Source organism: Bacteroides sp., from assembly GCF_030151085.1.
Lineage (GTDB): Bacteria > Bacteroidota > Bacteroidia > Bacteroidales > Bacteroidaceae > Bacteroides.
Window position 1 is genome coordinate 94,832 of sequence record NZ_JASLER010000084.1, and the last position, 13,652, is coordinate 108,483.

Annotated in this window: 6 protein-coding genes; all 6 read right to left on the minus strand. The window is 42.6% G+C overall.

Annotated features, from left to right (window positions below; all coding sequences use genetic code 11):
* Positions 1 to 2,316, minus strand: a complete 2,316-nt coding sequence (locus Q1W14_RS17565; protein ID WP_300703735.1) for a glycoside hydrolase family 3 N-terminal domain-containing protein — start codon at positions 2,314 to 2,316, stop codon at positions 1 to 3.
* Positions 2,313 to 3,548, minus strand: a complete 1,236-nt coding sequence (locus Q1W14_RS17570; RefSeq protein ID WP_300703737.1) for a cellulase family glycosylhydrolase — start codon at positions 3,546 to 3,548, stop codon at positions 2,313 to 2,315. Before Q1W14_RS17570 ends, Q1W14_RS17565 begins: the two co-directional genes overlap by 4 nt.
* Entirely contained in the window at positions 3,545 to 7,057 is a 3,513-nt protein-coding gene (locus Q1W14_RS17575) for a glycosyl hydrolase (protein WP_300703738.1), read from the minus strand. The genes Q1W14_RS17570 and Q1W14_RS17575 overlap by 4 nt, the downstream gene beginning before the upstream one ends.
* A 53-nt stretch (positions 7,058 to 7,110) precedes the next feature.
* Positions 7,111 to 8,625 (minus strand): RagB/SusD family nutrient uptake outer membrane protein, encoded by a 1,515-nt coding sequence (locus Q1W14_RS17580; protein ID WP_300703740.1) that lies wholly within the window; start codon positions 8,623 to 8,625, stop codon positions 7,111 to 7,113.
* 21 nt (positions 8,626 to 8,646) lie between these two features.
* Entirely contained in the window at positions 8,647 to 11,712 is a 3,066-nt protein-coding gene (locus tag Q1W14_RS17585) for a TonB-dependent receptor (protein WP_300703742.1), read from the minus strand.
* 220 nt (positions 11,713 to 11,932) lie between these two features.
* On the minus strand, positions 11,933 to 13,588 hold the full coding sequence (locus tag Q1W14_RS17590) for a DUF6377 domain-containing protein (protein ID WP_300703744.1): 1,656 nt from the start codon (positions 13,586 to 13,588) through the stop codon (positions 11,933 to 11,935).
* Positions 13,589 to 13,652 lie beyond the last annotated feature (64 nt).

A 13,652-nucleotide genomic window follows, 5' to 3' on the forward strand; every position in this document is an offset into this window, starting at 1 on the left:
TTATGGAATTACTATTTCGGAACTACATGTAATGTTGGCAACAGAATTGCCTATCTTCAATTGATAACAACCTGTATCTGCGACCCATGCATGTTTGCCTTCATCGTACGAGGCTAGATCGACAGTTTTTAATATCAATAATATTGTTTGCGTCTCTCCGGGTTGTAGCAGTTTGGTTTTGGCAAAAGCTTTCAGTTCCTTCTCCGGTTTAGTGAGGGAACCTTTAGGCGCCTTGGCATAGAGTTGCACCACCTCTTTTCCGGCTCTTTGTCCTTTGTTGGTAATTTCAACTGAGACTGTGTAGCCTTCCTTTGTTTGCTGAACAACAGGCTCTCCAAAGCTGAATTGAGTATAGGATAATCCATATCCAAAGGGATAGGAGACTGCTTTATGGTAGGTGTCGAAGTAGCGGTAGCCTACAAAAATATCTTCGGCATATTCGGTATAATCGACATTGCGCAGTTCATGTTTTAATCCGCGGTTGGTAAAGATGGAGTTTATTATTTGCTCGGGATCGGCCTCATAATTATAAGGGAAGTTGGCAGACGAAGGAACATCCATGTATTGTAACGGGAAGGTCATTGGCAGCTTGCCTGACGGATTGATATTACCTTTCAGAATATCCGCAACCGAATTACCACCTTCTTGTCCTGCTTGCCAAGCCAGCAAGATGGCGTCGGGGAGTGATTTCCATGAAGCAGTTTCTACAACACCACATACATTAAGAATAACCACTACTTTCTTGCCTGCATCATGAAAAGCCAGACACACATTTTGCATGAGGGCTCTTTCTTCGGCAGTGAGCTGGAAGTCATTTTCTACCTTGCGGTCTACATATTCCCCGGCATTGCGTCCGATGGTGATAATGGCCATATCGGATGTTTTTGCACTCTTCTCCAATAGTTCTTTTTGCGGAACGCTTTCACCTATACGCGGATGATTGAAGAATGCTAAGTGAGGATTTGTACCTTGTGGTTTCATCCTTACGGATTCTTCGGCCATATATTGTTTATACCAACTGGAGACTGCTTTGTCAAGATGATAGCCTGCATTGGAAAGACCCTCTACCAGTGATACTGTATAAGCCTCGTGAACATCGCCCGCACCCGATCCTCCGGCAATGAAGTCGTAGGAAGTTGTGCCGAAAGCAGCGATGTTATGCACCGAAGCGGCAAGTGGCAGAGTCTGCAACTTGTTTTCGAGTAATACCATTCCTTCGGTCGCTGATTGGCGGGTTATGGTTGCATGAGCTTTCAAATCGGGTTGGTTGCTGAAAGGATATTTCTTGAAACGGGGAGAAGCGAGTATCAGTTGCAGCATACGGCAGACGTTCGTATTTATATCCTCTTCGCTCAGTCTGCCATTTTTCACGGCTGCCAGTATGTCGTCGTATTGGTTGGGGCGTCCCGGCATAAGCAGGTCATTGCCTGCATGCATCTGTGCCGCTGCATCTTGTCCGCCGAACCAATCGGTTACTACCAAACCTTTGAATCCCCATTCTTCTCGTAAGATGTCCGTCAGGAGTTCGCGGCTTTGCGAGGCATAAATGCCGTTGATGTAGTTGTATGAAGTCATCACTGTCCAGGGTTGTGCTTCACGAACCACTGCTTCGAAGCCTTTGAGATAAATCTCACGTAGCGCCCGTTCACTAATGATGGCGTTGGTTGCCATGCGATTGGTTTCCTGATTGTTGGCGGCAAAGTGCTTCATGCTAGTGCCTACTCCGTGGCTTTGTACTCCGCGAACCATGGATGTAGCTATCTTTCCGGAAAGGAAAGGGTCTTCGGAGTAGTACTCAAAATTACGCCCGCAGAGTGGGTCGCGCTGGATGTTGAGTGCAGGGGCAAGTAAAATATCTATTCCGTACTCTTTTACTTCCTGGCCGATGGCTTGTCCCACTTGTTCCACCAGTTCGGTGTTCCAGGTTGAAGCCAGCAAGGTGGCTATGGGGAATGCAGTGCAGTAATAGGTGGCGGAGTCATTGTCTCGCATTGGCTGAATACGTAAACCGGCAGGTCCGTCGGCCAGCACAATAGAGGGGATGCCCAATCTGGGGATAGCATGCGTTGTGCCGGCTGCTCCGGGAACAAGGTTTTGGGTTACTCCCGTAGCACCGATAGTTGTTGCTTTTCCACCCATCTCGCCACCAATGAGTAATGTGATCCTTTCTTCCAACGTCATTGCCCGCACCACTTCATCTATAGATGAGGATCCTAATTGTGGGACTTTTTGTTGTGCCGAAGCCGGGACAAGGTAAAGTAGGGTGATTAAGCCCAATAATAGCCGATAATTATTCATATTCAAATAGTCTCTCATTTCATTGCACATTTTTGTATTATCTTGTAGAGCTCGTCATTCTTCTTATAGTGAGACGAACTGAACATCTGCCATTTCTTAATAATTTCCTCCTGCTCGTCGTGGCGGACATCGGGTTTAGGGTTCTCATTACATATGTATATGCCCCAATTATTTATTGGAGAGCATTCGATATTCTTATATGTCCAGCTACTCCACATGATATTCTCTTCTGTAAGAGAAGTCATCCATGTTTCCCAAAGGTCGTAATGAATCCAGAGGTTGTATTCGCCTGCGTAAACAGGTACATTCCATTCGTCACGAAACTTCTTCAGATATGCCAGTTGTCCCGTCATAAATTCCTTTTGTACTTCTTTATTGTCACGATTATCCGCTCCATAAGGATGTGTCTGGTAAACGACATTTGTCCAACCTTTGTCGGCAGGATTGCATAGAAATTCAAAGTTATAAAAGGCTCCCATCAAGATAATATGATCTGGATCAATGGCTCTCACTGCTTTATATAGTCTATCGTACATGTCTATGATAGAAAGATTACTCTCTTTGGATGCTACGGGCTCATTGAGAAGATCGTAACCAAGTACAGCAGGCTCTTCTTTATAGCGCTTGGCAATTGTTTTCCAAATAGTCTCTGTCCATTGCTGATAGGTAGGATTGGTCCATAACAGGTTAGAACCGGATTGTCCGCCGGTGAGGTAACCGTCGGAGTGTCCGCCTGGTGCACCGTGTAGGTCGATGATAACATACATTCCACGCTTTTTGGATTCTTCGATTACCCAATCAAGTTGGTCGAAACCATAAGTCTTGATCTCTCCCCGTGGGTTCATCACCTCCTGCCAGTAGAAAGGCACACGCACGAAGTTTAGTCCTAATGATTGGATAACATCCAAATCGGATGCTTGAATATATATTTTTTGATATATATCCAACATTTCATCGGTTACCTGTTCGCCGAAGCGTTCCATCATGATCTGGCGTGAGGTGTAGTCATCCAATGTTTCTTCGGTACTTGTATAATCAAATCCGATAGGATCCATCCATCCTTCACGTAACAGCCAACCACCAAGATTGATTCCTTTCAGTAAGACAGTATCCCCTTTACCATGATTGTTCCGGATGAGTTTCCCATCTGTTTTCAGAAAATCCTTATCCGACCAAGTAGAGAGGGATTTTTCACTTGAACAAGCAGTGAGGAATATTAAACTTAAGATGAATAAAATACAGTTCTTCATGATTCACTAATTTTTATGTTTTCTATTTTTCCCACTTTTAATACTACCGGTCCTAGCAGGCCTGATTCTACGAGTGGCGATGTTTTATCATAATGCTTCCAAGTGGTAAATGCTATTCTGCCACTTAGAGGTTTGGGTTTGCCTTGTACATACCAGTCGGGTAGCTTTTCAATACCACCATTGTATAAAGTTGAGAATTTATCCGAAACAGGCTGGTAATTGTAGGTGTTTTCTTTAGGCAAGTGTTCATCGCCAATCAGGCGGTTAACCCATAAGTTGGTAACACGAACTTCGATTTCATTATCTCCTTTATGCAACAGATGTTGTATATCAGTGGTATAAGGCGGTGCCCAGCAGGTGTCGGCAATACTACCATTCACCCGTACTTCGGCAATCACTTCCACCCTGCCCAAATCCAAACGAAGGCGGAGATTATCTTGCAAGTATAAATCGTCCAAAGATAGCGAATAGAGATAGGTCATCGTGCCTGAAAAGTGGCGTACACCAAAGTCCTTTTCCAAGTGCAATGAATGTAAATTCGTTAGGGTAATCTCTTCAGGAGCTCCCATATTCTTAGGGAACCGGACTGTCCAAGTTCCTTTTAAAGGTATGGAAGCAGGAAGATTATCGATATATTTTTGTAGGTTTGTGTGTGTTGAAGTTAGTTCGTAAACACCCGCTTCCCATGCTATAAACCGGTAATCGGGTAACCATGAAATCGTTGTTTCGTTCTGTAGAGATGGTTCAGGTATCCCTTTTTGATGATTATCAGTAATATCTGATTGGCTTATAGCAAATGGATGAATGCATAGGTTGCATAGTTCACCTTCATAAGCGTCAGCTTTGCCCAGATGATCTGAAATGTTCGTTTCTATGTGCACAGTGCTGTTTGAGGGTGTTCCTGCTGAAATATATTGGCTGTTTATCCATAGGTGTGGTGTATTATCTTTGTACACAAGGGCCAAGTGTGTCCACCCCGATAATGGCATAACTTGTCTGTAGACCGCTTTGTTGAGTGCAGTCCGTTCGTATACGACAACTCCGTTTCGACCAACGGATAATCCGACGATACTATGTCCTTTCCCGTATCGTCTCTCACCGTTCGATGGATAGATGGCGAAACATCTGGTACTTATACTGCCAAACTCTTGCTCTTCCGTCAAAGCGATGTCTGCCTCGGGTTTAATCCAACAGGTTATACTGAAATTTGTTGAGATGGGAGTTTCCGCCAATGACGTTTCGGGTGTTGGATACAGAGATATGCCATTGTACTTTATGTCGGTCCACGTTTGATGCTTGTACTTTTCCCTGAAAACGATGAACATGGATTCGGCAGGAGCAAGATTGAGTGATATGCTTATACCTTCATTGTCGATTCTATAAACCGGGCAGTGTTGTATTTCACTGGTATATGGATTCCAAAGTTCAGGAATATAACCTTTTATGCGGAAATGTGCCGTTCCTTTTTCATACGTTCGTTTGCGATTTGCAACAAAGTAGATGTCTGTTTCCTCTTGTTGGTAATGAACTGCATGAATAGCTGTATTTGCGTTTGTGGAATGGTAGCTGAAATCCGGCGACAGGCTCAGTTGGGTAAGCACGTTTTGTAAATCTTCAGTTTGATACACATTTGAATGTTGCCAGACTAGGTTTACCAATGTCTTGAATTCGTTTTCGTTATCTCCATCAAGCAGTCCAAGTGTATGTTGTGGCTTCTGACCTATGAGCGCCATGCCGTCTTCTACTAACCGGGTTATCGTTCGCAGAGTCTCAAGCGACATTGCTTCCGACTGGAGTAAAACCAAAAGTTTGTATCCTTCAAAGCGTGTAGCAGGAAGAACTATCTTTTTATTCCTGATATGCGCTTTCTTGAGTATTTCGGTATTAATGATATCGTAGTCATATCCTGCAGGAGGGGCCAATGGAGTCTGTTCCGGCTCAATGGTAGTACCAAAAGTGTTGTCACCGCTATGATAAAGAATATCGCCATAGAAAGTGGAACACTGGAATATATGTTGGCAGCGGTTCAAATAATCAATCCATACTTTCCCGGGTTTCCACCATGTGTTGGTGCGGTCAAAGTGCAATCCCCAAGGACCCATTGTCATTCCGGGTGCAGCAGTTGGATGTGGTTGGTGGGCGTAGCGATGGAAATAAATTCTACTAAGTCCCTTGGTAAACATAAAATCCCCTAATGACTTTAAAGCGTATGGGTATAGTAGCCATTTGTCAGAATCGGGCTCAGATGTAAAGGCTTCGGCACCTACCACATTTCCTCCGAGAGTATGTGCTACGGATGCCACTTGCTTAACGGTACGGTTGAGTAGGAAATTGGGCCAAAGTACTGTTTGACCGCACCAGAATTCTCCCATATTAATATCGAGCCGTTGGGCTACTTGAAGTTCTTCCATCATGCTGCCGCCATAAGGCTCGGTATAGGTGATGATTCCTTTCTCCTTACAGCGCTTTTGAAAGTGAGAGTAATAACGGTCCGCAAACATGTCTGCCTGAGTACGACGGAAGTCGAATAGGAAGCGTTGTGTGCTTTCTTTGCTTTCTATGGTTTTATTTGCTAATGCAGGCAAGAATGACCACAGAGAATATCCACGCTTTTGCTCGAAATAATCTGGCATATCACGTGTCCAATCTTGATCACCCATTTCATAACTATCAATGAGTAAGCCAACTTTGGAATGCTTAGCTATTTTCTGCATTGTTGGCATTAGTTTCTTGAACATACAATCCAGGTGATAATCTAATGCTTCGGTGCTGAATTTGTCACAATCCAATCCGGTCGCTTTAGTGGGAGCTGAATGATTCTTTTGATCTTTGGCTGTCTGGCCAAAACGTAGAATTAACCACTCACCGGTAGGAGCATTCCATTTCAGAATGCCATCCTTTTTGAGTTGATTCGTGAGGTCTATGACGGATGATCTCGATACAACCCCAGTATTTGCAGGAATTGCCAAGCAGTAGGTATCTATGTAATAATTGAATAGATGTTCAGGAATAGATAATTGCAGGCTAATCTCTCTGCCTCCTGTTAGTTTTGTCTCACTCCATGTAATCTTTTGCATGGCTTTATCCGGAGTAATCCACGGACCACCGCTGGATGACCAGCCAGGGCAGTTATGCATTGCGAACTCCAGACCTAATCTCTCTGATTCCTTGAGTGTATGCAGAATGAGGTCTATCCATTCGTTACTAAGTGATTCTACCGAACCGACTGGTATGCCGCTTCCTGCTTCAAAAAGTTGATAACCTGCAATGCCGTTTGCTTTCATGGCTTCAAGGTCGCGGGTTATTCCTTCTTTGGTTATATTGCCATTCATCCAGTGCCACCAGGTATATACTCCCGATGAGAAAGGTGGATTTAGGAAGGTAGATTCCGAAAGTGTAGTGGAGGAGGCAGATGATAGGTTTCTACAAGTTTCTATTGCAAAGGCGGGACTAACCAGACTCACTATGCCTGCGGATGATATAATCTTTAGAAAGGTACGTCGTTCCATGGATAAAAGATATTAAAATGTGGGATATGAGTACATATCCCACATTTGACTAATTAGTAACCTGGGTTCTGTTTCATAATGTCCGGATTCAGACGAATCTCACGCTGCGGTATGGGAAATAACAAGCGATCTTTAGTCACTGTAAAGGCCTCCTTGGCCGGGAAAACATTTTTAGGGTAGTAGTACTTTGTAGGGTCTGCCTTGAACCTTTTACCAAATTCAGTCATAACCTCTATGGCTTTACCTGTACGTACTAAGTCCGGCCAACGTTTATTCTCAAATGCCAGCTCCACACGACGTTCTTTCTGAATGAGTTCTCTCAGTTCAGCTTGATCAGTAGTAGTAATAGGTGACAAACCTGTGCGTGAATGAGCATGTACCTGGTTGAGGTAACCCAGTGCTTCAGGATTATTTTGTTCGTTGAGTGCCTCGGCAAGGAAAAGCAATACTTCGGCATAACGATATACCGGCCAGTTATCATTACAGTAACCTGCCTGTACGGCACCGTGCACATACTTTTTGACATAAGGGAAGTCAATATAGTTGTGAGCAGGATCTCCGGTAAAAAAACCGATGGATGCTTCCTTGCGCTTGTCACCTATTTCGTAAGCGGCAATCATTTCTGGAGTAGGTATGTTCCAACCTGCGTAGTTATTTGTATTGCCATCCGGGAAGCCCTCTACCAGTCCGGGGTTAGAGAGTATTGGCAGGAAATTGTAAGCAAAATCACTCTGTTGACCGGCTGCTTGGTCGTCCCAATATTGAATCTCGAAGATAGATTCTTCATTGTTTTTATTGTTTGGATCATAAATAGCAGCGTAGTTGTTTACCAAGCTATACCCAGTCACTTTCTTGAGTGCGGTCTCGGCATCAGACCATCTTTTCAACACGATATATACATTACCCAACAAAGTGTTTGCAGATCCTTGTGAAGCATAGCCTTTTTGTTGTTCGGCTGCGGGTGGTAGTATGTTGGCTGCTTCGGTGGCATCGGCAATAACCTGTGCATAAACTTCGTCTGCAGAATTACGAGGGACCATAGTCTGCCCGTAAGACGTAGGGGCAACAGTAATCAACGGAACTCCGCCAAAATATTGTACAAGGTCGAAATAGCCGAGTGCACGAAGGAAGAGAGCTTGTCCTTTATAATTCTTATAGGCACTTTCGCTGATATTGGCATCCTCAATATATTGGATAACCTGATTAGCTCGCTGAATCATGTAATACGTATTGTTGTACTTATTACTAACAGCGCCTCCATTAGCATCATCGGTGAAAAGAGCTATATATTCTCTATCTGCATATCCACGATTTTCCAGATTATATAGATAAGTTGTGTTGTCAGAACGCATCTCCCCCATCATCCATGAACCATAATTGGCGGCACCGGCTCCATAAATGGTACGTAACATTTGATAGATACCTATGTTTGCTTGCGCAAAGTCGGCTTCTGTTTTATAGAAGTTTTCTTTGGGTACGCTGGTTTCTGGTAGTTGCGTAAGGAAATCGCTACACGAACTGATTGTAAAACCAGTAAGAAGTGCGAGTAATATTGTTTTTGTTTTCATATCACTTGAAGTATTATTTGATTAGAAGTTTAAGTTTATACCCAAGGTAAAGGTTCTTGGAACGGGATATCTTGTGTGGTCGATACCTGCCGATACGCCACCTGATGCCGATGCTTCGGGGTTATTGCCCGGATAACCTGTAATAACCAAAGCTTGCTGTATGCTGCCGTAGACACGCATGTTCTTAATAGCAGCAGACTTTTTCAATGGCACGGTATAGCCCAATGTTATATTTTTAATTGTGAGGTAACTCGCATCATATACAAAGTTGGTGCTGAACCAGTCTCTTTCCTGGCCGGTTGTACCCGAAATCACCTTGCCGTGTTTTCCACTGCCCGGATTGTCTTCTGAACGCCAGCGATCGTTCACTTCTCTTAATACGTTGAACGAACCGTCGAGGTTAGTAACAAACCGTTCCATGTTATTGTACATTTTATGACCGAAGGCTCCTGACATCACAATGGAAAGATCAAAGTTGCGATAGCTGAAAGTATTTGTCATACCCAAAGTTGCAACCGGTGATGTGCGTCCGATGGGGCGTTTGTCTCGCTCATCGTTGGTGATATCCTTGCTTCCATCCATATCTTTGTATTTGATAGTACCCACTTGTGCACCGATATACTTGGGTGAGTTGTCAAAGTCTTCTTGGTTCCAGTATACACCGTCTTGAATCAGTCCCCAGAGTTGCCCGATACGTTGCCCTACTTCATTGATGGTATTATCGCCATAAAGGGTGGCATTTGCAGTACCTAGTGCCAGCACTTTATTATCATTGAAAGCGATATTGAAATCGGTATTCCACTTGAAAGTTCCAATAAAGTTTTGTGTGCTTACCATGAATTCATGTCCCCAAAATGCGAGTTTGCCAATATTGGTGTTGAAGTTGGTGAATCCCGATGATATGGGTAATTCTACGTTGTAGAGTAAGTCTTCTGTTGTCTTGTGATAGTAATCGTAGCTGAAGTTAATACGACCGTTAAGGAAACCGAAGTCTACGCCTAAGTCCCATTCCTTGGTGTTTTCCCAACCTAACATTGCGTTATTGAAACCTCCCAGGCTTTTGCCGCTCAGGTACTGGTTGTTGATGACGGCGTTAGTGTTGACCATGGATGCATATTGGGTGTAATTACCTACATTATTATTACCTACCACACCGTAGCTGGCTCTCAGTTTCATGTAAGAAATAGGCTTAATGGCTTTCATGAACTTTTCTTCTGAGACAATCCATCCTATTGAGGCAGAAGGGAATCCTCCCCAACGGTTGTCTACACCGAATTTAGAGGAACCATCTGTACGATAAGATAATGAAAGCAAATACTTATGCTTGTAGTTATAGTTCAGACGAGCCACGAATGAAAGCAATGTCCACGATTGAATGTCAGTGGAACCTGTAATGGTCTTGGCGGCGTTAAGAGTTTGGATGGTGTTGTCCGCATAATCTTTTCCGTACATTACACCAGTCTCTGTGTGTGCCTTTTGTGCAGTCCAACCTGCCAATGCATCGAAGTTGTGGTCTTCGAATAAGTTGAAAGAATAATTAGCAGTGTTTTCCCATAGCCATGAGTATGTATAGTTGTTGCTATGACTACCAGAGATACGTGAAGCATCCGTTTCACTACCCGGATTGAATATACCACCGGCGGTTGAAGGAGTAAATGCGTCTCCCACCGAACTCAATATCTCGCCGTTGAGGCTGGTCTTCAGGAATAAACCTTTGATTGGCTCATACTCCAGAAAAGCATTGGCAGTAGCATTGATGTTCTTTCCCGTATTTTTAACGATTTGTACTTGATTGTACCAGTTCGGTCCGGCGGAAGCGCCATAACTATGACCGGACCAATCATCGGCATTGATAGGTATTGTGCCGTCTTCGTTCTTCCATGGCGCAAGCGGTGAAGTGAGCAATGCACCTTGGATGACACTAGGGGAGTCATACCACGTACCGTCACTGTTGGGCGTATTATTGGTCGTTAATGAACCGGCAAAGTTGAAGCCTATCTTTACTTTATTATTGAACTTATAATCAGAGTTGATGCGCAATGAAAGGCGGTCGTAATCTGAATTGAGCAATACACCTTCTTGTTTCATGTAACCGGCAATAGCCGAAGTACTGAACTTTTCAGTAGAAGTAGTGTAGTTGATGGAGTAGTTCTGCATTAAGGCCGACCGCGTGATAACGTCCATCCAGTCTGTTCCTTTACCATATTGTTCAGGGTTCTTAAACATATCAGGTACATCCCAACCGTTCTCTTCGGCAATTTCTTTCTTGAATTGTGCGAACTCACGGGCATTCATCATGTCCGGTTTAAGTTCACTGGGAATTTGCTGTACACCCATGTAAGCGGAGACGCTGAGTGAGGAAGAACCGGTTTTTGCACGTTTGGTTGTAATCAGTACTACACCATTGGCGGCACGCGAACCATAGAGTGAAGAAGCGGAAGCATCTTTCAGAATGGAAATAGTTTCAATTTCATCGGGATTGATGTTAGCAAGATCAGAATTGATAGGAAAGCCATCAACGACAATCAGCGGATCACTTCCTGCCGAGATAGATGCTTGACCACGTACGCGAATTTGCATACCTTGTCCGGGGATACCGGTGATTTGGTTGATTTGTACACCTGCCAATTTGCCTTGTAGCTTTTGAGACAATTGTGCTACAGGCATGTCTGCCAATTCAGTGGCTTTTACTGATTGAACAGATCCGGTAATCAATCTTTTTGACTGCTTACCGTAGCTCACAACTACTACTTCGTCCAACAGTTCGGCATCTTCCGCAAGTATAATGCGCCCAAGATCAGCCTTTGTCACATTGATTTCCTGAACTTTCATGCCCAAATACGAGATGATGATAACACTTGGCGCATTGCCTTGCATTGCTAACACAAAGTTACCATCAATGTCAGTAACTACCCCATTAGTAGTTCCTTTTTGTAAGACGCTCGCTCCGATAACGGAGTTGTTTTCCTTGTCTACAACAATACCCTTAACGCTTTTGGGAGTTTGGGCGTTAACAGTAGCCACTCCAAATAAAAACATTAATAGCATTAAAGTTGTGCGGAAAACATTTCTTGTTAAATGTTCCATGTAATAAATCTAAAGTTAATTGGTTAATAGATATTTTTCCTTGAGGCAAAAGTAGGGGAGGCAAACATGAACTACAAAAAAAGTACAGCAAGTATACAATAATATTATATACATCTGCTGAATATCAGTGATGTATGGCGTGTTAATGTTGCAGGTTGAGTACAGTAATAAATAGCGAAAAACTTAATTAAGGGACTCTTTTGGAGTTGCTTTTGAGAGCTTATGGTTCAGATTCTATCTCTAAAAGGCATTTGTCAAACTCTTCATTCGGGACAATTGAGATATTTCTGATTTTAGTTTTGTAGTTGCGTACTGTGCTTGCTGAGAAGTCTAGAATCTCAGCTATGGTGTCACTTTTGGTGACTCCCAATCTGACTAAAGCAAATATGCGTAGTTCTGGCGTCAACATATTCTTTTCTTGTACAATCACCCGGTCTTCCTCTTTCAAAAGAGAATTGAACTTCTCGATGAAATTGGGAAATAACTTCAGGAACATTTCGTCAAAGCGTGCTAACATGTCTTTCCGTTTCTTCAGATAGTCATGTTTATAGATAAATTGTATAATATCGTCAAATTGCTTGGCCTTAATTTTGATTCTCACCACTTTCACAAGCTCTTCCATTGCGCTGATAGAGGAAGAGTTGTCTGACAATATTCTTCCCAAATAGGTAGCTTTGATATTATTTGCATCTTGCAATTCCTTATTGATTTCTGTCATACGTGCGTTCATGGATAGTAGTGACATGTTCTGGTCTTGAATCAAGAGGGCAGAACTCTTGAGTTTCTTGTTTTGTTTCCAGATAAACAAGAAAGATATAAATAGAGTAATAATGAATAGGATAATGAAACAAACAGTAATGGCCAGAGTATCTTTTTGCTTCTTTGTTAGTTCATATAAATCTTTGTCGATTAAGGGCAAAGTAATACTGGATTCGTACATGCGATATCTTGAGTCAAAGAAAACTGCATTTTCCATTGACAATTGTATATACTTATAGGCCCTCTCCACTTCTCCATCGGGATAGATGGCTTCCGCTATTTTTCTAAGAGCCGGTGCTTGTTTGGAACCTATTTGAATATCCATTATTGCACTCTTTACCATATATTGAATGGCAGTTACTGTGTCACCCATTTCCAGGTGATAGAAACCAACATCGCCCAGTTTGGCGGACATTTCGCGGGAAACGCCTGATGAGTGCTTTAGTCGTTGTTGAAGATATTCGTAGGCTTGTTTGAATTGATTATTATGCGAACATGCCTTTTGTCGAGCTTCAAGTAAGTGATCGTCATCAGCTGGCAATAGCTTTTCCAATTGATTAATGATCCGGCACATGCTGTTATTGTAGTTTTGGAGAAAAAAATGAAGTGGCTTAACGTATAAGGCAGATTCATATTCCAAATTCAATCGAAACATCAGGTAATAGACTTTCGTGTGATTGGTAGTTCCAACTGTATCAATCGTATTAGCATACTCGTATGCTTCTTTAAAAGCTCCGCACCAAAGATAGCTATATGCTAATTGGATTTCAGAATCAACTACTTTATTCTTGTCATTCATGCGTGAGGACAATTCGATAAGTCGATTAGCACTGGTGTACATCAATTTAGATTGATAAGTAGAATATTCGTCAAAAAGCAGGTAGGTGTATCTGTATTGTTCATCCAAAGAGAGGCCTGTATCTTTCAATCGTTCAGAAAGGACAGAGATTCTCTCTTCTTTTTGTTTTTTATAAATATCTGTATGGAGGATATATTTGTCAAGACTGTCTAAATTCTCTTTTACTTGTAATGTATTTCTGTCATTTTTGCCTATTGAATGAATCGTTGCAAAGGGTAGGCATAATAACAGAATGATTAGTATAAAAGAACTTTTCATATAAATGGATGGTTTAAATTTGTTTGTAAAGAGCGGACGTGTTAATGCTGTATTGTGAAAAATC